Annotated in this window: 21 protein-coding genes and 1 other RNA gene; 6 read left to right on the top strand and 16 right to left on the bottom strand. The window is 59.4% G+C overall.

What is annotated here, in order from left to right; all coding sequences use genetic code 11:
* Window positions 1–101 precede the first annotated feature (101 nt).
* Window positions 102–1013: a hypothetical protein gene (locus I6J72_RS02285; protein WP_239107552.1), complete on the top strand. Its 912-nt coding sequence runs from the start codon at window positions 102–104 to the stop codon at window positions 1011–1013.
* A 21-nt stretch (window positions 1014–1034) separates the two neighbouring features.
* Here the strand turns inward: I6J72_RS02285 and I6J72_RS02280 are convergent, their stop codons facing one another.
* On the bottom strand, window positions 1035–1616 hold the full coding sequence (locus I6J72_RS02280) for an META domain-containing protein (RefSeq protein WP_204099765.1): 582 nt from the start codon (window positions 1614–1616) through the stop codon (window positions 1035–1037).
* 121 nt (window positions 1617–1737) lie between these two features.
* The gene (locus tag I6J72_RS02275) at window positions 1738–2331 is read right to left on the bottom strand and encodes an META domain-containing protein (RefSeq protein ID WP_204099764.1); all 594 of its coding nucleotides are present in this window, start codon (window positions 2329–2331) and stop codon (window positions 1738–1740) included.
* Between the two features lie 106 nt (window positions 2332–2437).
* Here I6J72_RS02275 and I6J72_RS02270 point away from each other — a divergent pair, with 106 nt between their 5' ends.
* A complete protein-coding gene (locus tag I6J72_RS02270; protein WP_204099763.1) occupies window positions 2438–2812 on the top strand; it encodes a hypothetical protein in 375 nt (124 codons plus the stop codon).
* Here the strand turns inward: I6J72_RS02270 and I6J72_RS02265 are convergent.
* Genes I6J72_RS02265 through thrC form a run of 4 tightly spaced genes read right to left on the bottom strand, consistent with a single transcriptional unit; the run spans window position 2791 to window position 5764 of the window.
* Complete coding sequence (locus I6J72_RS02265; RefSeq protein ID WP_204099762.1) at window positions 2791–3324, bottom strand: NUDIX domain-containing protein; 534 nt, start codon at window positions 3322–3324, stop codon at window positions 2791–2793. The genes I6J72_RS02270 and I6J72_RS02265 overlap by 22 nt on opposite strands.
* A gap of 18 nt (window positions 3325–3342) precedes the next feature.
* Window positions 3343–4179 (bottom strand): S1 family peptidase, encoded by an 837-nt coding sequence (locus I6J72_RS02260; RefSeq protein WP_239107462.1) that lies wholly within the window; start codon window positions 4177–4179, stop codon window positions 3343–3345.
* Window positions 4172–4315, bottom strand: a complete 144-nt coding sequence (locus I6J72_RS02255) for a hypothetical protein (protein WP_168165561.1) — start codon at window positions 4313–4315, stop codon at window positions 4172–4174. The genes I6J72_RS02260 and I6J72_RS02255 overlap by 8 nt, the downstream gene beginning before the upstream one ends.
* A 3-nt stretch (window positions 4316–4318) precedes the next feature.
* The gene (thrC, locus tag I6J72_RS02250; protein ID WP_204099761.1) at window positions 4319–5764 is read right to left on the bottom strand and encodes a threonine synthase; all 1446 of its coding nucleotides are present in this window, start codon (window positions 5762–5764) and stop codon (window positions 4319–4321) included.
* Between the two features lie 38 nt (window positions 5765–5802).
* Between thrC and I6J72_RS02245 the strand changes: the two genes are divergently transcribed.
* A complete protein-coding gene (locus I6J72_RS02245) occupies window positions 5803–7098 on the top strand; it encodes a nitrate/nitrite transporter (protein WP_204099760.1) in 1296 nt (431 codons plus the stop codon).
* Window positions 7099–7356: 258 nt separating this feature from the next.
* Here I6J72_RS02245 and I6J72_RS02240 read toward each other — a convergent pair whose 3' ends face one another.
* The 4 genes from I6J72_RS02240 to I6J72_RS02225 form a co-directional block, all read right to left on the bottom strand.
* Window positions 7357–7794 carry a hypothetical protein gene (locus I6J72_RS02240; protein ID WP_204099759.1) on the bottom strand — a complete coding sequence of 146 codons (438 nt, stop codon included), beginning with the start codon at window positions 7792–7794 and terminating at the stop codon, window positions 7357–7359.
* Window positions 7795–7822: 28 nt separating this feature from the next.
* Window positions 7823–8140 (bottom strand): hypothetical protein, encoded by a 318-nt coding sequence (locus tag I6J72_RS02235; RefSeq protein WP_204099758.1) that lies wholly within the window; start codon window positions 8138–8140, stop codon window positions 7823–7825.
* 83 nt (window positions 8141–8223) lie between these two features.
* Window positions 8224–11283, bottom strand: coding sequence for a bifunctional [glutamine synthetase] adenylyltransferase/[glutamine synthetase]-adenylyl-L-tyrosine phosphorylase (locus I6J72_RS02230; RefSeq protein ID WP_204099757.1), 3060 nt, complete (start codon window positions 11281–11283; stop codon window positions 8224–8226).
* A gap of 7 nt (window positions 11284–11290) precedes the next feature.
* Window positions 11291–12628 carry a glutamine synthetase family protein gene (locus I6J72_RS02225; RefSeq protein WP_039676186.1) on the bottom strand — a complete coding sequence of 446 codons (1338 nt, stop codon included), beginning with the start codon at window positions 12626–12628 and terminating at the stop codon, window positions 11291–11293.
* A 404-nt stretch (window positions 12629–13032) separates the two neighbouring features.
* Here I6J72_RS02225 and I6J72_RS02220 point away from each other — a divergent pair, with 404 nt between their 5' ends.
* Together I6J72_RS02220 and I6J72_RS02215 are read left to right on the top strand one after the other, a co-directional pair.
* Window positions 13033–13893 (top strand): DUF2786 domain-containing protein, encoded by an 861-nt coding sequence (locus I6J72_RS02220; RefSeq protein WP_239107461.1) that lies wholly within the window; start codon window positions 13033–13035, stop codon window positions 13891–13893.
* A 111-nt stretch (window positions 13894–14004) separates the two neighbouring features.
* The gene (locus tag I6J72_RS02215) at window positions 14005–15726 is read left to right on the top strand and encodes a CYTH and CHAD domain-containing protein (protein WP_204099755.1); all 1722 of its coding nucleotides are present in this window, start codon (window positions 14005–14007) and stop codon (window positions 15724–15726) included.
* Between the two features lie 133 nt (window positions 15727–15859).
* On the opposite strand, the gene I6J72_RS02210 is transcribed toward I6J72_RS02215, so the two are convergent.
* Window positions 15860–16048, bottom strand: coding sequence for a hypothetical protein (locus I6J72_RS02210; protein ID WP_039676191.1), 189 nt, complete (start codon window positions 16046–16048; stop codon window positions 15860–15862).
* Between the two features lie 213 nt (window positions 16049–16261).
* On the opposite strand from I6J72_RS02210, the gene I6J72_RS02205 reads away from it, so the two are divergent.
* Complete coding sequence (locus tag I6J72_RS02205) at window positions 16262–17533, top strand: galactokinase family protein (RefSeq protein WP_204099754.1); 1272 nt, start codon at window positions 16262–16264, stop codon at window positions 17531–17533.
* Here the strand turns inward: I6J72_RS02205 and I6J72_RS02200 are convergent.
* From I6J72_RS02200 to I6J72_RS02180, 5 genes are all read right to left on the bottom strand, one after another.
* The gene (locus I6J72_RS02200) at window positions 17530–18933 is read right to left on the bottom strand and encodes a ribonuclease catalytic domain-containing protein (protein ID WP_204099753.1); all 1404 of its coding nucleotides are present in this window, start codon (window positions 18931–18933) and stop codon (window positions 17530–17532) included. The two genes, I6J72_RS02205 and I6J72_RS02200, sit on opposite strands and share 4 nt — an antisense overlap.
* Window positions 18934–18969: 36 nt before the next feature.
* Window positions 18970–19401, bottom strand: an RNA gene (gene rnpB, locus I6J72_RS02195) — RNase P RNA component class A.
* 15 nt (window positions 19402–19416) lie between these two features.
* Window positions 19417–20562, bottom strand: a complete 1146-nt coding sequence (locus I6J72_RS02190) for a bifunctional RNase H/acid phosphatase (RefSeq protein WP_204099752.1) — start codon at window positions 20560–20562, stop codon at window positions 19417–19419.
* The gene (locus tag I6J72_RS02185; RefSeq protein WP_204099751.1) at window positions 20559–21275 is read right to left on the bottom strand and encodes a zinc ribbon domain-containing protein; all 717 of its coding nucleotides are present in this window, start codon (window positions 21273–21275) and stop codon (window positions 20559–20561) included. The genes I6J72_RS02190 and I6J72_RS02185 overlap by 4 nt, the downstream gene beginning before the upstream one ends.
* The gene (locus I6J72_RS02180) at window positions 21276–22124 is read right to left on the bottom strand and encodes a Nif3-like dinuclear metal center hexameric protein (RefSeq protein WP_204099750.1); all 849 of its coding nucleotides are present in this window, start codon (window positions 22122–22124) and stop codon (window positions 21276–21278) included.
* Window positions 22125–22131: the final 7 nt, after the last annotated feature.

The following is a 22131-nucleotide window of genomic DNA, read 5'->3' as shown; positions in this document are numbered from 1 at the left end:
TCAGGATGAGGCATGCGCAATCGAAAGAAACTACCATGCCATCTGTGTCTGATAGATTCCGCCAATTGCCGCCGCCTGGCCCCGCTTGGGGAGGCAGTCTCATGGGTACCTCGATCGTATCCCGCCTCCTTGTCGAAGACGGTTTGATGATTGGCTCCGCCGTGTTCGCTGGCATTGCCTGTGTCATCTTCCTGGTGCTTACCATCGGCTTTGCGCGCTACCGCCAGCCCAGCTTTGCACGCACCACCATGGCGGAATGGTCGATGTACTTCATCGGAATCTTGGCGCTCGGCGCAGCGCTGTCAGGCCTAACGGGTATTCCCGCGTTCCGACTCGTGGGTTTCTGGATTGGTGCTCCCGTCACCGTTGTCACGTGGGCTATTCAGCTCACCCGCTTCGACGGCCAGCCGCGGTTCACCTGGGGTTTGCCGCTGGTGGGCCCCATGATTTCCTCCTCCGTCGCAGGGTTCTGTGCCCGCGATTACGGCCAGTTCTATCACTTGTTGGGTACAGGCTTTTTCGCCATGTCGATTCTCACGGCCGTCCCAACGTTCATCCGTGTGTACTGGGCCGCGTGGCACGGAAAAGTGGATCTCAATGGCCCGAACTCCGCCACCGCCTGGGTGCCACTTGGTGTGGTGGGACAGTCCACCACTGCCATGCAGATCCTCTACCCAGGTAAGTTCTCCGTGTACTACGGTCTCACCGCGATGATTATCGCTATCCCCCTTGCTCTGTGGGCAATGGCGAAGTTCTACCCCAACGTCGTACGGTGGACGGAGTACACACCGGCCTGGTGGGCGTGCACGTTCCCGCCGGGAACAGTGAGCATGGGAGGCCACCAAGTTGCTCTCGTCAACGGCTCTGAGCTTTTAGATCTCATCTCCCTGAGCTTGCCCATCTTGCTCATTGTTCACTGGACAGCCTGTTCCAGCCGCTTTGTCAGCTGGGCTATCGAGGGCCGCCGAATTGCTGAACGCACAAAAGAAAGTGGCCAGCCCGTTGCGGGCTAGCCACCATGCGGCGCAGTTTGTTTACTTTATTTCCTCCGCAGCTTTGACGAACTGAATGACGTGTCCCTGGGTGACGAAGGCAATGGTCGAATCGTCGATGGTGTAGACGTGTGGCTTGGCGTAGACAAGATCGGTGAATGCCTTAGCATCCTCCATCACGGACTTTTCGCAGCCCTTTTTCGTGGTCATCACGTCCTTCAATTCCACGGTGCCGTTCTTTTCGTCGACCGCATAGGTGCCGCTGCCGCCATTGCAGCCGTCATCAACGGCAACGGTGCCGTCTTCTTGGAAGCCGATGGTGATGTTCTTGTTCTTCTTGGCTTCAAACGGGCCGTCAAGGAGAACCTTGTTGGCCTCATCGGCGGAGAGTGGTGCCTTCAGGCCCTCGACGTCATCGATCTTTTCGACAACGCCGGAGCCCTTCTCATCATCTTGGCCGCCAAAGATCTTGGAGCTCAGCTGTGCGAACTGGCTGGAGCTGGAGGCGAAGGGGTTGGTAGGGGCAGACTCCACAGCACCAGCAACGCCGGTGCCAAGGGCGCCGCAGGTCAGTGCTGCGAACGCGGTTGCAATGGTCGCTTTCTTGAATGTGTGCGTCAACATGGTTTCACCCTAAAAAGCATCACGCTACAAACACAAGGCTTTTCATGGGTTTACACTACAGCTTTATACTTTCTCCAAGGAAACCATTTGTCTCACAGCTTTGACACCCACCGGCAAGCTTTTACTTGTCTTCAGACTTGACGAACTGAATGACAATACCCTGGGCGCCCAAGGCATAGGTGGAATCGTCGATAGGGAAGACTGCAGGCTTAATCTCTAGAATCGACTTGAAATCCTGGGCATCAGCCATCACCGGCTTATCGCATGCCATCCTGGTCTCAGTGAGATTGTCAATGACAATCGCATCAGCCCCGTCGAAGTGGTAGGTGCCAGAACCGTGGTTGCAGCCATCGTTGTAGGACAGGGTGCCGTCCTCGTTGAAGGTGACAGATACGGCATTGTTCTTCTTAGCCGTGAAAGTGCCGACAATCGCCTTCTTCGCTTCATCGGCAGGAAGCTTGTCCTTGAAGCCGTCGACCTCCTCATACTTCTCGATGAGGCCGGAGCCCTTCTCATCATCCTTGCCGCCGTCATTGTTGCCGCCCTTGTTGCCAAACAGCTTAGAGCTCAGCTCTTCGATCTGGCTGGAGCTGGAGGCGAAAGGGTTAGCGGAGGTCGGTTCTGCAGCACCAGCAACGCCGGTGCCAAGAGCGCCGCACGTCAGTGCTGCGAGCGCGGTTGCAATGGTCGCTTTCTTGAATGTGTGTGACATCATGGTTTTCACCCTAAAGAGCGCCCCACCCACGCCTCAAGGGATTTCATTAGTTTGTGCTACTACTTTATGCTTCCGCCAAGGAAACAATCTTTCTCCCAGCTTCGCCATGACACCACCATTGACCTTCATCGCTCTCGACCGCGCCAACGTTGATGCGGTGCGCAACCTGCTTGCGGGCCTGCCCAGGGAAGGAATCTATCTGCGCCGAGGCGATTTGGTGCTCGAAACTCCCTACCTGGGTCCAGGTGCGCGGGATGTGTATGCCACGGCGTGGAGCTACGGGCTTAGTGATACTGCCCTGTTCTTCGCCCTTTCCTGTCATGGACGGCTGCTGATGACCGTGGGACAGCGGGTCGTGGTGGGCGTCGATAGGCACAGCCCCTGGATTGGCCGAGAAGAACTGGAGGACTCCATCGTCGACGGTGAGGTCAGCGTGGTGACGGAGCCGAAAGAGCTAGCCTACTGGTTGCGTTTGACGTAGCCCATGCGGGGACGGAAGCCCTGCGGGTGCTTCATCTGCGCCACAGCATCGCCGATGATCATGCGGTGGCGGGCGCTGACGGATGTTGGCATCTGCGCCACGGAGAACCACTGGGCATCCAGGTTTTCCTCGTCAGAAACGACGGGTTCAGCATCGTCCGGAACAGACACGCGGAGGGTGGTGTCCATAAACATGCACTGATCCCCGTTGGGAAAGGTAACGGGGCCGACCTGGCCCACGCCAAGGAGTGCCTCAATGCGACCATCGAGGCCGATTTCTTCCTTGACTTCGCGCAGCGCTGTGGTGGTGATTTCCTCACCCGGCTCGCAGATTCCAGAGACCGGAGCCCAGGCACCATTATCGGCACGCTGCGCCAAAAGCACCGAAGGCAGCTCCCAGATAGCGGAGCCGGTAGGCACCGCGCGCACAATTACCGCGGTAACAGCGGGAAGAAAGAGCTGGTCGTGGCCGATTTTCTCACGCAAAGACAGAATGTATTCAGGGGTGGGCATGGCCTTTATCCTACTGGTTTAGAGGGCTTCCAGAATTCCCGGGAGGAGAGCTTCGATATCGGCTGCCACAGTAAAGGACATTTCCGCACCGGCAGCGGACGCGCACTCGGCGCCGTCGATAGCCGCATCCGTCGTCCCGGAGAGCACGCCCACGATGACCCCTTCCTGCGGGGTTCCTGGCGCTCCATAGACCGGCGCACCGGAGTCGCCGCGGGCCGAGCAGGCGTGCGCCCGCGCGGACCTCGTATCCACCGTGCGGTCGTCATAGGTGAGCTTGCCTGGGCCTTCGCGGTGTGTAAGCTCCCCGCACGTCTCTCCTGTGATGCGCCCCAGCTTGCACACCTGGTCAGGCAAGGTACTCTCCCCCGCTGCGGCGACGGAGGTCAGTATGTCCTGCGGTGTGTAAAAGTCAACGTCGCGGGTAATCTCCACCAATGCGAAGTCGAGCTCGTGTGTTTCCGGCGCCAACAGATCCGAATAGATGATGGTTCCCACAGGCTCCGCTGGGTACGTGAATTCCCCTTCGGCGTTGCCGGCCCACACGGTATCGCCAGGCTCACCGCAATGGGAGGCGGTGACAGCGATCGTGCGGCCGTCGCCAAGCACAAAGCTCCATGCCACCGTGCACAAGTTGAAGTCGAAATTCTCCCCTGGAACGGGCTCACCGGAGCTGACGTCCAGGGCGGCACCTGGCGGCACCGGGGATGCCTCCGGTGTTGTTGCCTGTGGTGGTGCGGCCACCACGGTCGAATACGGCGCGCTGCCTGCCGCAGAGAGGGGTTCCTCCGCAGGTATGCAGGAGGCCGTAGCGAGTCCCACGGCGAACAGGACGCCGGGGAGGATGCGCCTAGTCATCCTGCTCGGGGCTAGCCTCTTCCGTGTTCTTGGCCTTTTCTTTTTCCATCTCCGCGACCTGTTTCATGTCACGGATGAACTTCTCTGGATCAAACTCGGTGTAGTATTCCGGTCCTGAGAACTGTTCCTGTGCCATGGTTTAGACCTCCGTTGTGCTAATCGACGCCATAATGTAGTCCTTCACCGCCGCCGCATCATTCGGCAGGTCCTTGACGTGGCGCTCAGCGTCGAGGATGCCTTGGAAGCGCTCAGGAACCTCTGGTTCTTCACCGATGGCTTCCACGATGGTCTCGGAGAACTTCACCGGCAGGGCCGTCTCCAGACACACAATGGGACTTTCCACCCCGTATTCTTCCTTCACCGCGCGGGCCACCTTGATGCCGTCCGCGGTATGCGGGTCGACGAGGACATCGTACTTCTCGTGCACGTCCTTGATGGTGGCAAGACGGTCCGCGTGTGTCGAGGCACCAGACAGGAATCCATAATCCCCGTGGGCAGCGTCGAGCACGTGCTTCTCGACGCTAAACCCGCCTTCCTTCACCTTGACCCCAAAGAGCTCGTCCACCTGCGCGGCATCGCGGCCAAGCAGATCGAAGACGAAACGCTCAAAGTTGGAGGCGCGGGAAATATCCATCGACGGAGAGGAGGTCTTGTGCGTCTGCGCCGAGGAACGCGGACGGTAGTTGCCCGTGCGGAAAAACTCATCCAAGACGTCGTTCTCATTCGTGGCCACGATCAGCCGATCAATCGGTAGGCCCATCTGGCGGGCGATGTGCCCGGCACAAATATCACCGAAGTTTCCGGTAGGGACACTGAAGGAGACCTTCTCGGTGTTTTCTGCGGTGACCTTGAGGTAGCAGTTGATGTAGTAGACAATCTGCGCCATGAGGCGGGCCCAGTTGATGGAATTCACCGCACCAATGCGGTATTCCGCCTTGAAGTTTGCGTCAGCGGACACAGCCTTAACCACGTCCTGACAATCATCGAAGACACCGTCAAGGGCGATGTTGAAGATGTTGGGGTCATCGAGGCCAAACATCTGAGCCTGCTGGAACGGAGTCATGCGCCCGGCAGGGGTCAGCATAAACACGCGAATGCCCGAGCGACCGCGCATGGCGTACTCGGCGGAGGACCCCGTATCACCCGAGGTAGCGCCCAGAATATTGAGGCTTTCACCCCGGCGCGCCAGCTCGTACTCGAAAAGCTCCCCCAGCATTTGCATCGCCATATCCTTGAATGCAGCGGTGGGCCCCTCAGAGAGGTGACCGATGTGCAGGCCCTCTCCCAGCTCGCTGACCGGGACGATCTCCTCGTTGGCGAACTTCGGGAAGGTGTAGGCGCGCTGCGCGATTGCCTCAAGATCCGTGTCCGGAATATCATCCACAAAGAGCTTCAGTACCTCCGCAGCCAGCGCTGCGTACCCGCCCTCTGCGAGCCTCTGGCGCCACGCGGTCAGGATGGCATCGTCGATGCGCGGGTAGGATTCCGGCAGGTACAGGCCTCCATCAGGAGCCAAGCCTCCCAGGAGGATATCCGTAAAGGAAGCCGGCTGGCGGTCGGTGTCTCGGGTCGAAATGTACTTCACCCCCTGCATCTTAGTGGGTTGGGCGTAAAGTATCAGCCATGTCGGCTCCTCATCCTCGCGAAGTCATCACCACCAAAGCCCTATCTGTGTGGGTTGCCGCAATGCTCGTGTACATCGTGGCGATGACTGGCCGAACCTCCTTTGGTGTGGCCGGGTTGGAAGCTATCGACCGCTTTGAGGTGGACGCCTCCCGTATCGCGGTTTTTACCTCGGTTCAGCTGGGCGTTTATGCTCTCGCGCAGATTCCTACTGGGTTGCTCATTGATAAGTTTGGGCCTCGGCGCTTGCTCGTCATCGGCTCCATCATTATGGGTATCGGCCAAATGGTGTTGGGTTTTACCGCCAACTATTGGGTAGCCATTGCTGCGCGCATGTTAATCGGCTTAGGTGATGCCACCGCCTTCCTCTCGGTGATGCGCATCCTTCCATATTGGTTTCCGCTACACCGAACTCCTATGTTCACTCAGGTGACCTCATCACTGGGTCAGCTGGGGCAATTTATGTCCGCCATCCCGTTCTCCCTCGTGCTGGGGTGGGCTGGGTGGACCACGGCCTTTGTCACCCTGGGCGCGGTGGGCATTCTTATCGCTGTGGCCGCTGCGGTAGCGGTGGCTGATTCCCCCGAAACCCTGGGGATTGTGTCCGCCCCGAAGGAGCGCCCCAATGCCCAGCCGCACCGCCTGGGTACTCTGCTGGCCACGGTGTTGCGCTCCCCGGTGGCCTGGCAGGCTTTCTTTATCCACTGGGTCGGGCTCGTCGCCACCAATGTGTTCGTCATGCTGTGGGGAATGCCGATGATGACCGCGGGCCTCAATTTTTCCAAGACGGCGGCGGGATGGGTGCTCACCTGGTTTAGCGTGTGCATGGTCCTCGTCGGCCCTCTCCACGGCAAACTTTCCTCCCGTGCCAGCGGCTATCGCCCGTGGCTCACGCTTGGGTTCGTCGCGGTCAATATCTCTGTCTGGGTGGTCTTTTTCTTGGCGGGCGGCAGCTACCTGTCCTTGTTTATCCTCATCAGCCTGGTGTCGTTGTGCACACCGGTGGCAAATTATGGCTTCGATATTGTGCGGGAAAACCTTGACCGCACCGTGGTGGCTACCGCGACTGGCCTGGGGAATATGGGCGGGTTCATCTCCTCCATGCTCGGCGCGCAGTTGTTTGGCGTGGCGCTCGACCACTTGGGCCACGGCCCGGACTACCCCATGGCGGATTTCCGTCTTGCGGCATTCGCAGTGCTGGGAGTGTGGTGCGTGGGAATCGTGGGCGTCCTCATTACCCATTTCTTACGCGGCAAGGACTCTGGCCCACGCGCCACCATCGTGCAGGTTGGTTAACCTGCGGGCAGTGCGCTTATCGACGCCTCCAAGGGCACCCCATTCGCCACCGCGAACATTCCCAATCCCCCGCCGATGGGAACGAGGATAGCGAGGCTTACGCCGCACACGGTTCGCAGGAACTCTCGCAGTTGTCGCCGTTTCTCCACGTCAACGCACCAACCTTTATCGTTTCGTTATCTGTGCGTTTGAGAATAAGGCGCCCTCCTGCCAGTAGCGTGCCGGGTCTCTGCCGACTACCTGCCAGAAGCTGGGGGTCTACTGCGCTGGGTTAGATTCGGCGACAATTGGCCCCACCGCAGGGGTGACGAGGCCGGCGTCGAAAGCAGCGAGCGTACCCGCGGCATCCTCCTTGGTTATTTTGTTGTTGGCCACGGCTTTATCCAGCTCAGCTTTGAGAATTTGGCGGGAGCGGTACACATCTGAGGACACCGAGAGGATTCCGCGCGGTACTGATTCCGCAGGGATGCCGAGTGCTTCCGCCAACGCCACGATGCGGTCTTGCTCCGCGGGATCTACGTACGCGTTAAGCGATTGGTCTTGGGGCACTCCACCATCGACGACGTCTTTGACAGTGAGAGTGCCTTCCGGGGTTTGCTGACGCTCTGTCACCCACCAGCCAGTGACGATAGCGGCGATGATCGCCAGCACCACCGCGATCCACACAGCGATAATCTGTTTGGACTTCACGCCCATCAGTCTAGTTCTCTTTCATCCGCACGGTTTAATCCGTGTCGGGACCAAAGGATCCAAAGGAGCCACCACGCGGCGGGTACGGCGGGTCAAGGCGCTCGGAGAGGGCATCAATGATGGAACGGATGGTGTTTTCCGCTACGGGACGGTCGAAGTGTGAGCGCTGCTGTGCGTTCTTCTGTGGTTCGACTGGGCACACGCGTGGCTTGTCGACGTCCACCCGCATCACCGTTCCATCCACACTCAGCGCTGCGTGCGGATCACTATCGGCTGCTCGCGCTGCGGCGAGAAATGCTTCGAGGTCGGCGAGGGTGGCATCTTTCAGGTCAAGGGAAAGGTTAAGGCTCATGATCGGTGCTCCTTCTTTACGGGTTGTGTGGGGTCTGTGGTTCTTTTCCTAGCACTAAGGATATAGATTTTCAGGGAACCGGTTTAGTCATGCTCAAAGGACTCCGCTTCTCCCCAGAACACCTCATCCACCACTTTGCGGGCATGACGCGTGACTTTGAGATAGTGCTCGAGAAAGTCTTGGTTACTCTCCGGCGCCCATCCAGCAGCACCGGCGACCTGTGCCAACTGAGGCCCTGGCGCCGGTAGTTGGTCGACGCGCTTGCCGCGAACAAGGACGAGAGCATTGCGGGCATCGGTGGCCAATAGCCAGGCCTCACGCAAGTCCTGGACTTGCTGTACCGGAATGACCTCATGTTCCTCCAGCGCATCTAACACTCGGAGCGTGGAAGGATCATGCAGCTCCGGAACCTCGTGTGCGTGCATCATTTGCAGCAGCTGCACAGTCCACTCAATATCGGTCAAGCCTCCTCGCCCGAGCTTGGTGTGGGTATTGCGGTCGGCACCGCGCGGCAGGCGCTCATTATCTACGCGAGCCTTCATTCGGCGAATATCGCGCAGCGTTTTCTCGCTCGCTCCTTTGTCTGGATAGCGGAACTCATCAATCATGGTCATGAACCGCTCTCCTACGTCCTCATCGCCGGCAACGAACGCGGCGCGCAACAGCGCCTGCATCTCCCAGGATTCACCCCAACGCGAGTAGTAGCGCTCGTAGGATTCAATCGAGCGGGCTACTGCACCTGACCTTCCTTCAGGCCGCAGGCCCAAATCGACCTCTAGCGGTGGGTCTCCGGAGGGCTTAGCCAGGCGGCGACGCAGTTTGTCGATCATGCTAATGGCCCACGCCATAGCCTCTGATTCTTCGTTTCCTTCTTCGGGCTCAGCAACGACGATGACGTCAGCGTCCGAACCAAAGCCCAGCTCCATTCCGCCTAGACGCCCCATGCCGATGACCGCGATGCGTGCAGGAGGTTCCGCGTCCTCGTTGTCTATCCGCCACGCGCGAACTTCAGCCCTCAGTGCAGCCTCGAGGACGGCATTCCAGATCGTGGAAAGCTCGTGGCACACCTGTTGCACTGGCAGAAATCCGAGGAGGTCAGCTGATGCAATGCGGGCAAGCTCCACGCGGCGCAATGACCTGGCCACTGCCACGGCCTTATCCGGATTGGCATGGCGCTTAGTCGAGTTAATGAGTGCCTTCGACACCTGATCCGGCTTCGTCTCCAGCAGTTTAGGCCCGGCTGCGCCATCGGATAGCTGCTTCACCACATCTGGTGCCTTGATGATGAGCTCCGACGTGAACGGCGAGGTGCCCAGAATCTTCATGAGGCGTTGTCCTACGACACCTTCATCACGCAACATGCGCAGGAACCAGTTACGGTCATAGGCTGCTTCCGACAGTTTGCGGTAGTTCAGAAGTCCCATATCGGGGTCTGCAGTAGCAGAGAGCCATTCCATTAGCGTGGGCAGCAAGATGGCCTGGATTCGGGCCTTGCGTGAGCTGCCCGCCGCCAAGGAGGTGAGATGCTCGAAAGCGCGATCTGGGTGCCGGTACCCCAACGCAGCCAGCTGTAGGAGTGCCGCTTCTCGGGAAAGCTTGAGCTCATCTGCGGACATCGATGCCACAGAGTTGAGAAGCGGGCGATAGAACAGGCGCGAGTGCAGTTCCGAAATAAGAAGGCGAATTTTGCGCAGATGCTCATTCATCCTGTCCGCGGCTGACTGTTGGCCGTGGGAATGGAAACCTGCGTTAATAGCAAGCCACTTCAGCGCAGCGCCATCATCGTTGGATGGCATCGTGTGTGTACGGCGGAATCGCTCCAGCTGTAGGCGGTGCTCCAGCAACCGCAAAAACTCATACGCTTCGATGAGCTGCGTGCCGTCTTCGCGGCCCACATAGCCCGCGCGTACAAGTGCTGCGAGGGCATCGACTGTGGCCAGCGGCCGTAGCGTTTCATCAGAGCGCCCATGCACCAACTGAAGCAACTGCACTGCGAATTCAACATCACGCAAGCCACCTTCGCCGAGCTTGAGCTCACGATGGCGCATATCCTCTGGCACGTTCTCGAGGACGCGACGACGCATGGCTTGGACATCTTCAACAAAGGACTCTCGCTGGGAGGCTGTCCAGACCATGGGGCCGATTTCTTTGAGGTAGTCCTCCCCGAGCGGGAGATACCCGGTCTGCGGACGTGCCTTGAGCTGTGCCTGGAACTCCCATGTTTCTGCCCATCGCTTGTAATAAGCAACGTGCGAATCCAGGGTTCGTACTAGTGCTCCAGACTTTCCCTCAGGCCGTAGGTTCGCGTCGACTTCGAAGAAGCAGGCCGAACCGATGCGGTTGAACTCTGACGCCAGGCGCGTCACCCGGGGCGCGGCGTCCGAACCGACAAAGATGACGTCAACGTCTGAGATGAAGTTGAGCTCCCCCGCTCCACACTTACCCATTGCCAGAACGGCCAGTTGCGCATCGAGTGGTTCATCACCATAGACAGCGCGAACTGCGCAGGCCAGGGCAGCTGTTAGTGCGGCGTCTGCCAGCGCCGTCGTAAGCCGCGTTACCTCGCGGAAACCGACGCGGGGTTGCGGTCGTGACTGCCCCTTTCGCGAGTGAAAAGTACCGGCGAGGTCGTGCGCGGCAATGCGCATCATCAGGGTGCGGTATACCGTTTTGAGCTGAGCCTTATGGTCCCCCGGCTGGGCGCGGTAGGTTCCGGGAGTCGTTAGGTCTTCGCTCGCAGTATCAGGGCGCTCTGGCTCTTGAGCGAAGGTTGCGGGTTCTGCTCCCACCGTTGCGAGAAGAGTATGAAGCATTTCGGTAGGCGTCGGCAGCGCTCGCTGCAGTTCCTTCCATGCCTCTGGATGCGCTGCAAGATGGTCACCAAAGGCCGAAGAACCACCGAGTAGTGCAATAAGACGCACGCGGAAAGTTTCGTCTTCCCGCATTGCGGTAATGACTTCTGGTGCTCCGTCAACGACCCGCATGAGAGTATTGAGCGCCATGTCAGGATCACCTGCTGCAGCCAAAGTCCACAGTTCATCGAGTGACTCGGCGTTATCCCATCCCAACTGCGCAAGGTCTTCCGCAGCGGTCGGTCTCGTCAGCCCAAGAGTTGCTGGTGACGGTACAGATGCAGGACGCATGCTTCTCCTAGAAGTTCAGGTTGTGGCGAAGTTCAAAGGCCGTAATCTGCTGCTGGTACTCGTGCCATTCGTCCCACTTAGCACGTAGGAAGTACTCAAAGACATGCTCGCCTAAGATTTCCGCCATAAACTCAGACCGCTCAAACTCACGAAGTGCCTGATCCAAGCTGGTTGGCAAATCCTTGTAGCCCATTGCAAGGCGTTCCCGGCGCGTCAGCTGGTGGACATCGTCTTCTGCTGGATCTCCGAGCTCGTAGCCTTCCTTAATCCCGCGAAGACCTGCGGCGAGCAGCACCGCGTAACCCAAGTAGGGATTCATTGCCGAATCCAGCGAACGGATCTCTACTCGGCGCGACATTTCCTTGGACAGTCGGTAGGTGGGAACACGCACAAGTGCAGAGCGGTTTGAAACACCCCAGGTCACTGACCCCGGTGCTTCGCTGCCGAACATGAGGCGCTTGTAGGAGTTCGTCCACTGGTTGGTGATTGCAGTCATTTCGACGGCATGCTCGAGAATTCCCGCAATAAACTGCTTTGCCGTTTCCGACAGAGAAATTTCGTCATCCGGATCGTGGAAGGCATTCGAGTCACCTTCAAAGAGACTCAAGTGCGTATGCATACCGGAGCCCGAACGATGCTCAAAAGGTTTGGGCATAAAGGTGGCATGCACGCCTTGCTGGGAGGCCACCTCCTTGATGACGTATCGGAACGTCATAATGTGGTCTGCCATCGTCAGTACATCCGCATGGCGGAGGTCAATTTCCTGCTGCCCTGGGGCGGTTTCATGGTGGCTAAATTCCGTAGCGATCCCCATGGACTCCAATGCATACATGGAGCGACGACGAAAGCTTGGCGCGTTGTCATGAGTAGCTTGGTCGAAGTAGCCGCCATTGTCAGTTGCAACGAGGTTATTGATATCGCGGGCATCTTCGAGAAGATAAAACTCAACTTCTGGCGAGGCCATGCAGGTGAAGCCCTCGTTGGCAGCCTCAGTGACCTGACGGCGCAGAATATGGCGTGGATCCACCATCGAGGGTTGGCCATCAGGCTGGGCAATATCGCAGAACATGCGCGCCGACAAGAGCTCTGGTTCGCCCTTATCGAAGGGCATGATCTGGAATGTCGACGGGTCCGGCATCGCGATGGTGTCTGCCTCAGAGATACGCGAGAACCCCTCGACCGATGAGCCATCGAAGCCAACACCTTCCTCAAACGCAGATTCCAGTTCCGAGGGGCTCATCACCACGGATTTCAAGGCGCCCAGGATGTCGGTGAACCACAGACGGATGAAGCGGATATCGCGTTCTTCAACCGTGCGGAGGACGAATTCGTGTTGGCTGTTCATGATTTAAACCCTACCGGCGGGTGCTGCACTCCAGCCGTAAGTTGCCGTGATTGCCCCCGCGCCGCCAAACGTTCTTCCTGTTCGCAAGAGTAACTCGGGGGCAAAGCTTTTCGAACCAACAAACGCTAATCCAAACAGCATGCTTGAATGGCACCACATCACGAACACATGTACCAAAAAGAAGGGCAATCATGAACTCTTACCACTCAGCTCTCAGCGACCGAGCTATCGAACTCGTCATTAACGCCGCTCAACGGGGCTGGTCTCCCAAGGACCTCCTCCACGTACTTGGAAACTACTGCTACCCCACTATCTACCGCGCCGCTGGACGGATACCGGCCCACATTACGTCTACGGTTCTCCGCAAAGAGTGGCTAACCCTTGAACCCCCGACATCCATGAGTATGACCACTCAAGAGGTGGAAACACTCGTTGAAGAGGTAACGAGGCTTCCTTGGTTGCGTGACGTCGACGTTCTCGCGGAAGAGACCACTTCGAGACCTTCACGCGATAGCAAAGAAGAGAAGATACGAGCCAAAATCATCAACCTCCTTAAGAAGGCAGAGTCGACTCCGTACGAGCAAGAAGCCAGTGCGCTTATCGCCAAAGCTCAAAGCCTTCAGCAACAGCACCGCCTCAACGGACTGTGCGGCGATTCCCCTCTGAAATTCGCCTCCAAACGAATTCACATCAGCGCGCCATACATTAACCATCAAGCGACGCTGCTCAGCGTCATCGCTGACAGGAATGGTTGCTCCGCTTTACAACTTCACCCTAAAGGGATCATCACGATCTTCGGCGCTGAGGATGACCTCGACCATGTCATTGATCTCTTCACGTCACTTCAGCGCCAATGTGATTGGCATATGCGCCACGGTGAGCACGCCGAGATTGCGCAGCAGTTAGGAAATCTTGCTTCATACCGCCGAAGCTTTATTTTGTCCTACGCTTCCCGTATTGGAGAGCTGCTCGATGAAGCAAACCAGTCTTTTACGGCCCAGAACTCTGATGAACCTTGCGCAGGAAGGGCTGCCGAGGAAGATGAACAGGCAACTTTGGCTCTGACACGTCGCACCCTTAACGCTCTGGATCAGCGAAGACTCGACGCAGAGGCAATCCGTGACCGCTACTTCCCGCACGCGCGGACTATATCTTTGGCTGTGGGAAGCCGTGCAGGCATGTCCGCGGGGGCGTCTGCAGCTGAAAAATCTCACCTCAGCGGTGATTCCGCAGGGGTGAAGGGGCGCCGGCAGCTAACACGCTAGGCAAGAGGAAGGACACACAAATGAGTCCCGTACCCAGGTAAACTAGGTGCATAAGACAGGGCCATTTCCGCCCGACAATGAACAATCCATTCTGCCGACGAAGGTGTGTGTATGTCTCCGAAGACGTTCTTAGAAGTCGAAGCCAAGTTCGCCGTGGACGAATCCACCCCGGTACCTGATCTCACTCAGCTCGAAGAGGTCGCACGAGTCGCGGAAACTCGCCATCACTCAATGTCCGCGATTTACTACGACACCGAGGATCTCCGTCTTACTCATGCGAAGATCACGTTGCGTCGCCGTACAGGCGGCAATGATGATGGCTGGCACATCAAGATTCCAAGCGATGCGGGACGTACTGAGATTCGTGCCGAATTGGGCGAACCGGTTGATGGGCGCTACGAGGTTCCGGCTGAGCTCATCCACGAAGTCCGCTCTGTGATCCGTAATCACCCTCTGGCGCCCATTGCGCAGGTAGACAACAACCGTACGGAGTTGTTGTTGGTCGACGAGGCTGACCAGCCTGTCGCGGAGTTCTGCGATGACCACGTCACCGGTTTCTCCTTCCTTCCCGGCGGCGTGCAGTGCGCGTGGCGCGAATGGGAAGTTGAACTCGCGGGAGAACTTCCTGCTTCTAAGAAGGGCGGATCGCTCTTGCGTCACGCTACTTCGTTACTTATTGGCTCTGGAGCCCGCGTGTCATCTTCCCCGTCGAAGCTGAAATCAGCTTTGGGTGACTCCATCAATAATGTTGAGCTGCCGCCGGCTCTCGCTGTGTCGAATCTCGATCCGGACTCCCCCGCTGCTGCTGTTGTAAACGCCCTGAAGGCTAACCGTGACAAGCTCGTGGAGTACGACCCACGTGTTCGCCGCGACGAGTGGGATTCCGTCCACCAGATGCGCGTTGCTACTCGTGAGCTTCGCAGCCACCTCCAAACGTTCCACGGAATCGTTGTCGGTCCGGAAATTGAACGACTGGAGTCGGATCTCAAGCAGCTGGCCAGCATGTTGGGCGTAGCCCGCGATGCAGAAGTCGTCGAAGAACGTTGGCAGAGCCTGCTCGCATCTGAGGATTCGGATGTACTAGATGCGGCCACTCGTGAGCACATCGCGCATGACATGGGCCGTGACTACCGCCGAGCCCACCGTCGCGTCATTGCCGCTCTAGATTCCGACCAGTACCTTGATCTCCTCGATGCTCTCGATGCTTTCCTGGCCAACCCGCCAGTCGCGGGTGAGGACACCGAGCTCGAGGACAACGCAATCGATTCTGAGGCGGAGTCTGCGGCATCCGAATCGACAGAAAAGAATGAGACTCAAGAGCAGCAGGCGCAGCCGAAGGAATCCAAGCCGAAGCATGCCAAGAGCGAGGACGCGGAGCACCATGACCTCGATACGGTTATGGCGCTGCACCTCAACCAGGCGTATGACAAGTTGGTGAAGCGCCACAAGAAGGCGGTTAAGAACTGGGATAACACTGAGTTGACCTTGCATGAGCGTGAGGAGTACTTCCACGACATGCGTAAGGCTGCCAAGAAGCTGCGTTACGCCGCTGAGGCTGCGGGCTCTGCAACCAATCTCAAGACCAAGGGGCTCTACAAGGCGTGCAAGAACATGCAGTCGGTCTTGGGTGACTTCCAGGATTCCGTCACGTCCCGAGACAAGCTCATTGAGCTTGCAGAAACGGCACGTCGCCGCGGCGAAGACACCTTTGGTTATGGTCTGCTCTACCAGCGCGAGCGTGCTATTGGCTTGGAGGCACTCGATGCCTACGCAGAGAGTTTCAAGGCGATTAAGTCAGCTTTTAAGCCGCTGCGTAAGAAACTGGATAAGTAACTCTGCTTAGTCGAACGGTGTAGAACGACACTGACCCCGCTGTTTCCCATATCACCCAATGCACAAGGCACACGGTGGATGGGAATCAGCGGGATCTGTTCTTTGTCAGCAGTTGCTGCTCAAAGGCGCTGCTTTAGTAGTCGTCTTCGGCTGCGTCCTCGGCATCGGCCGCGGCAGTGCGGGCGTTGGCAATCTCGATGGCGTGCTCGGCTTCCTCACGGGAGTCATAGGGGCCCATACGGTTTTCCCAGCCGGAAACCTTGCCCTGGGATACCTCACCGGTAGAGGGATCGTAGAACCACTTCTTGTCAGCGTCAGCCATTGTCTTCTCCATTCTGGGATGCTCATCCCTCATTCAGTGAACCGCGGGAACTGGCTTACTTCTCTGGCACGGTGGCCAGAAAGGTGAGCTTTCGGTTCTCGGTGCACCCCACACTACAGACCGGCAGCGCATCGTGCGGCTAGAATAGACAGGTCACTCTCTTCTGCCCTAGCGCAGAGAACCTATCGCCACCTGCAAAGGAGTACCTCCCCGATGCCCCAGTGGACTGCCCCTTCAACACCGGTCGTCGACCGCGCACGCACCGCTCACCGCGACGCTATCGGTACCGAACCAACGCACATCGCGAGCGCCCCGGCCACGTGGTCGCTCATCGGCGAGCACATCGACCACTTCGGCGGCATCGCCATCATGGGCCTGGCAGATCTGCGCGCTGCAGTTGCCGTTAGCCCCCGAGACGATGGCACCGTGTCCGTTCGCTGCCTGTCTGCTGATGGCAGCACCACCAAGGATTTCATCGCCTTGGAGAAGGTGTCTGCTCTTGCCGCCGAACAGCAGCCCAGCGTTGACTCTGAGGGCCAGCCGATTGCGCCCCCTGCGCCGAAAGGTGGCCTCGCAGCCCGCCTGGGCGGAGTTGTCTACACGATGATCAACCGCCAGTTGCTCTCCCGCGAGACTGCCGGTGCAGATATCACGGTAGTCACGGACATCCCCGACAATGCGGGACTGGGCGCTGCCGCAGCCATTGATACTGCGACCGCTCTTGCATTGCTGGGCGGGGCTGATGAACCGTTCGATGCACCTTTGCGCGCACGTCTGGCTGAGGTCTGCTCACAGGCCGTAGGAACCTTCGCGCGCTTCCCCGCCTTGCGTGCCCGCCACTCCGCCGCACTGCGCGGAACGGGTGAGTCCGTCACCATCATCGACTATGCCGATGGCTCCGTCACCCAGGCACCACACGCGGTGAACCAAGACCTCGTAGCCTTTGCGCTTGCTGTCCCAGGCGACTTTGACTGCGAGGAGACGATCAGTGATATTCGTGCCCGCGAGCGTTTCATCGATGACGCCTGCCATGCCTTCGGCACGGAATCGCTGCGTCTCTTACCGGATGCACCACAGCGCGTCCTTGATTGGTTGGCAGCCGTCCACAAAATTCACGGCCCTGACAACCAGCCCACCATTGCCCAGGCCACTGCGTGGTTGACGTTCTACGCGGAGGAAACACAACGCGCCCAAGGCGTGGCCCGTGCACTACGCTCACGCCGCGGGACAGAGCTTTTCCCGCTGCTGACACAGTCGCAGTCCGCCCTGGCTACGGTTTATGGTTTTGATTCTGCAGAGAAGCTCGCGCAGTTGGCAACCGCCCGCGGTGCTGCTGCCGCACGCTCAGCGCATGCCGGTACGTCAACGGCGGTCATCGCATATGTCCCGAGTACTAAGGCCACCAACTTTGCTGCGGATTTGGCGGAAGATGGGTTGCTCGTGGTTCCGCTAAACGCCGGCGCACCGGCGGTGACCGACAGCTAGTCGGCGGGCCAGGCAAAGAGCACGTCGCGCTCAGCGACGTCAGCCTTGACCAGCGAGACGGTGGTCTCGCTGCCCGTGGGAGGCTGGCCCACAGCCTCCCCTATCACCGGCGGCTCAAGGATAAACAGGCGTGCCTTGTCGCGCTTGTCGCCGCCATCGACCACGACTGAGTCGAAGTTGGTGCCCACCCAGGGAGCGAGCACGGTGGCCTCAGTGAGCTTGAGGCAGGCTCGGTCCACCTGGGAAGCCAACTGTGAGGTGGAGCGCATCGTGGAGATGACATCCCCGGCGCGGTTGCGTACCCACTCCGGGACCTCGTAGCCGCCACTCAACGCGAGGCAAACCTCGGTGGCGAAGCGATCAACGAGCCGGCGCAACGGTGCTGTGACGTGGGCATAATAGCCGCCGATGCCCGCATGAACGTCGGCTGAGGACTCTTCGAGCCACACATAATCTGCGCCGCGCAGTAGGCGCTGCGCCTCGCGCATGACGGCCATGCCGCGGGGAGAATCAGCATCAACTGAATGCAAGAACTCAGAAATCGATTGACCTTCCAACGAGAAACCCAGTGCTTGGGCTTCGGAGCGGAACTCAGCCTCAGCTTCCGGGGTAGCAGCTGCCAAGGTGCGCAAGAATCCAATGCCATGGGATTCCATGAGGCGGCCAGCGCACATGCCAGTCAGCAGGGAAATCTCCGAGTTATAGTCCATGACTTCGTAACGCGGCTCCATCACCAGCTCAAAGTGGCCTTCGCCCTCATCGCTGCTTTCTTGTACTCGCTGCGAAGGAAGGCGCAGGTTAATGGCGTCGCGGCGCAACGAAGAGGCTTGGCGTAGCTTGCCTACCTCCGGCAGCAGCGCAATGGAGGAATGCAGGGAGCCGTTCTCCAAATCCTCGTGGACCTGGTCGTAGTCCAGCCGTGCGCGGTTGCGCACGAGCGCACGTTCCACCGAGAAATCCTCCACCTCGCCGGCGGAGTCGAGGTCGAAGGTCCACAGGACGGCGGGACGGTCGACGTCGGCAAGCAGCGAGGCTCTATCTTCTGACAGCTCTGCCGGGTGCAGCCGCGCTGGCTCATCCGGAAGATAGATGGTCTGGCCGCGCTTGAGGGACTCCTCTTCGAGGACAGAACCGGGTTCGATGAAGGCAGCAACGTCAGCGATGGCATACAGCACGCGGTAGCCACCATCGCGGGCTTCGATGAAAACTGCCTGGTCCAAGTCCAGAGAACCCACCGGGTCGATGGAGACGAGGGGGATATCGCGGGCATCGCGGCGCTGGTCCGCGTAGCGGTCCTGCGCCGAGGCGGCCTGGGCAGTGACCTCTTCCGGGAAGGTGGTCGGGACGGAGAATTCCTCCGCGATGGGACGGAAATCCAGGGGTGCGGCATACAACTTCATGCCGCCCCATTGTTCCAAAAAATAAGAATGTGGGTGCGAATGAGCCAACCTATAAGCCGGATTCTGTACCGCGCGCCAAGGCGCGGTGGTAAACATCCATCCAGGCCAACCGTTGCCGGGTGGCTCAAGCAGCTACCTTCAGGCTTCGGCGAGCAGCCTACTGACGCCTGATCGGGCCCGCTGTCGAGCGGGCCGTGATGCCTTGCTCCCAGTGGGGTTTACCCAGCCACCGCCATCACTGACGATGCTGGTGCGCTCTTACCGCACCCTTTCACCCTTACCGCTCCACCTCGCCGCGCCGAAGCGTAGCGGAGTGCGCGGCGGTTTACTTTCTGTTGCACTTGCCCGCGGGTCACCCCGGGTTGCTGTTAGCAACCACCGTGCTCTGTGGAGTCCGGACTTTCCTCGGCCCGCGCCTAGCCCCAGGAAGAGGCCGGTTCGACGGAACGCGTTTACCCGGTCGGCTCATTCGCGCCTGTTAGTTTATCGCAGCGCGCCCAGATGCCCCACATCGTTAAATCGGTGCAGGGTGCTACCGCCATCGAAGAACTCAACTTCGCTCAACGAAGCCAGCTCCAGGAACAGGTGGTTAGGGGTCTGCGGGCCGGAATCGAGCGCCTGGCGCACGAAGGACTTAATCGGGTTGACGTGGGAGACCACGAGCACAGTTTTGCCTTCGTAGCGCTTTTGCAGGTCACGTCGAGCAGCACTGACGCGGCGGTGAACCGCGCGTAGGGACTCACCACCGGGGCAGGACACGGAGGTATCCTGCAGCCAGCGCGCGTGGAGCTCAGGGTCGGCGGCGTCGGCTTCGGCGAAGGTTTTGCCTTCCCAGCGGCCAAAGTCCACCTCGATGAGCCCCTCTACGGTCTCCACCTGCAGGTCCCGGCCCTCCACTACCGCGGCGGCGGACTGCTGACAGCGGCGCAGAGGTGAGCACACGACGGCGTCGATGTGGGTACCCGCCAAAGCTTGGGCGGCTGCAAGTGCTTGTTTCTTGCCCAATTCGGTAAGCTCCGGGTTCGCACGTCCGGAATACTGCTTGGCTGCGGACATGGCAGTTTGTCCGTGGCGCAGCAGGATGAAGCGCGTCACGGGGCCGGTCTCGAGGCGCCAATCGGAGGCCTTCCAGGAATCGGTTGCGGTTTCCGCAGGCGCAGTGCTTGGCGACGTCTCCCCCGCCTCCCCACTACCCATATCGAGAATGCCAACGGGCTCACCTTTCGCGGCGGCGTCCATGGCGACGTTGGAGAGCTCATCGGCCACCGAGTTCTGGGCGCGTGGAACCCACTCGAGGGTGTAGCTGCCAATCTGGTTGAGCAGGCCGCGTGCCTCAAGGGCGAGCTTTTGCATGTCGGGGTGCTTGATCTTCCAGCGCCCGTTCATCTGTTCCACCACGAGTTTGGAATCCATATAGAACTCCACCTCGTCCGCTCCCAGCTCCACGGCGGCTTCAAGTCCACGGAGGAGTCCGTGGTATTCAGCCACGTTGTTGGTGGATTGCTGGCCTACCACGTAAGCGATTTCCTTCAGCAGCTGCGAGCGGTCTTCGTTGTAGACCGCGGTACCGGAGCCGGCAATGCCGGGGTTGCCGCGAGAGCCGCCATCAGCGAAGATGACGAGTTTCATGATGCCGGGCGCACCAGGTAGGAACCGCAGTCGCCGCACTGCGGGAGGACGTCGGCAGCCGCGTTGCGCACCGCGTTCTGCTCAGCCGGCGGCAACACGATGAAGCAACCGCCGCAGGCACGGCCAGTGAAAGCTGCTGCACCGACGCCGTTTTCCTCACGCACAGTCTCGTACTCATCGAGAACATCCGCCGGCAGCTGTTCGCGCAGTTCGTTGATGCGCACCTGCGGGTCCGGCTGGTTCGCGGCTGCTTCCTGAGCAGCTTCCGCCGCGCGTTTGAGCACCTCGAGCTTGCGCTCAGAATCGGAGACCCTGGCGCCGTGAACATCCAGGTTGGCACGCAGAGCGTGAATTTCGTTGTGGGCTTCCTGCAGCTCGCTCATCAGGTCTGCGATGCGGGACTTGGCTGCGTAGAGATCGTGCTCTAAGTCCTTGCGCTGCTCTGGGTCGGTAGCGGCGCCGAGCTGGGCCTTGTCGTCGCGCTCGCGCTGGCGCAGCTTGCGCTCATCGGCTTGGATGCGCAGGATTTCCAGTTCCATGTCGTCGACGGCGAGTTGGGCGGAACCGGAGGCGTCGATAAGCCGGGCGTGCGCGGCTTGGGCCTTCTCGTATTCCTCTTGTTCCGGGATCGTGGCGGTACCACCCAGCGCCTGGGTGCGCTCCAAGGTGGCCAGTTCGAGCAAGGTCTGCTGCAGGTCCTGTGACAGCTTCATTTAGTTCTCCTTCTGCGCAGAAATAGTCCAAGGGTCGGTGCGGATATCAATAATCTCCGTCTTCACGCGCAATACGCTCTCCACAATATCGCGCGCCTGGGCGGTCCAGGGAAATTCGCTGGCCCAGTGGGCGGTATCCACCACAGCCGGGCCTTCCGGATCCATGAGGTGCGCAGCACGGAGGTGCTCATCCACCGGGTGGTGGCGCAGGTCAGACGTGACATAGACATCCACGCCCAATGCTGCTGCCTTATCGAGGAAGGAGTCTCCCGAACCGCTAGAGACCGCCACGCGCTTGACCATCCGCTCCGGATCACCGGCTGCACGCACGCCCCACTCGGTCTTCGGGAGGGCCTCAGCCACGCGCTGAGTGAACTCCCGCAGAGTGATGGCCTCCGGCAGCTCACCAATGCGCCCTAGCCCGCGGGCTTCCTCAAGGTTGTCATAAGGCTCTACCGGAACGATGGGGCGGCCGGGTTTAATTCCCACAAGTTCCGCCAGCTTGTCATTAACGCCGGGGCGAGCCTTGTCAGCATTGGTGTGCGCGGAGAGCAACGCCACGCCATTGCGGATGAGAGTGTGAATGACCTTGCCCTTCGGAGTATCCGCCGCGACTGAGGTCACCCCGCGCATGAGCAGCGGGTGGTGCACGATGAGCATCTGCGCGCCGAGTTCCACGGCCTTATCCGCTACCTCTTGTGTGCAATCAAGGGCGAAGGCCACGGTGCTGACTTCAGCGAGCGGGTCGCCACAGACCAGGCCCACCGCGTCCCACGATTCCGCCAATTCGGGTGGGTAGGCCTCATGGATCACGCGGCGGATGTCGCCGACAGTCGTGCGTTCTGCCATCTCAAAT

This window comes from Corynebacterium sp. FDAARGOS 1242, assembly GCF_016889985.1.
GTDB classification, from domain to species: domain Bacteria; phylum Actinomycetota; class Actinomycetes; order Mycobacteriales; family Mycobacteriaceae; genus Corynebacterium; species Corynebacterium minutissimum_B.
The sequence above is the reverse complement of the archived record's forward strand: the minus strand, read 5'-3'. Positions and strand labels throughout refer to the sequence as shown.